This window comes from Bartonella sp. AU18XJBT, assembly GCF_028618595.1.
Taxonomy (GTDB): Bacteria; Pseudomonadota; Alphaproteobacteria; order Rhizobiales; family Rhizobiaceae; genus Bartonella.
Genome location: NZ_JAQITE010000160.1, coordinates 1 through 560 on the forward strand (window position 1 = coordinate 1; position 560 = coordinate 560).

General features: G+C 42.1%; 1 pseudogene. It reads right to left on the reverse strand.

Annotation, left to right across the window (positions count from 1 at the left end):
* A pseudogene (locus PVV60_RS10695) lies at positions 1-560 on the reverse strand (adhesin); the annotation flags it as partial.

Below are 560 nucleotides of genomic sequence, written 5' to 3' on the forward strand. Positions count from 1 at the left end.
ACTTAGCATCACCGCCAAAATACTTTGCTAGAGACTGATTCAGATCATAAATTTGTCCGCCATTAACCGCATCACTCGAACCTGATACTATAGAACCATTCGCAAGCGATGTGATCTTGCTGTTTGTTTTTTCACCTTCTTTTCCATGCAAGGCTACAAAAGCGTTACTCTCATTACTCCATGATAAAGAAGCCTGCGCAACACCCTCTGAGACTTCTTTAATACGAGCGTTAACAGTCTTGATATTGTCATCAAGTCCTTTAAAGGACAAACCAACATCCTCATAGGTTTTTTCATCTACCTTACCGTCTTTATCAATACTGGATAAGTTATAGCTTGGAGCTTTCCATTCGCCTTCCTCATTATAACCAGCACCACCACCCAAATAGCCAGCAAACTGTTTTTGAAGATCATAAATCTGTCCACCCGTAATCGCATCGCTCGAAGCTGATGCTATAGAACCATTCGCAAGCGATGTGATCTTGCTGTTTGTCTTCTCACCATCTTTTTCTCCATGCTTGGCTACAAAGCCTTTTGCATCGTCATCCCACAACAGCGCA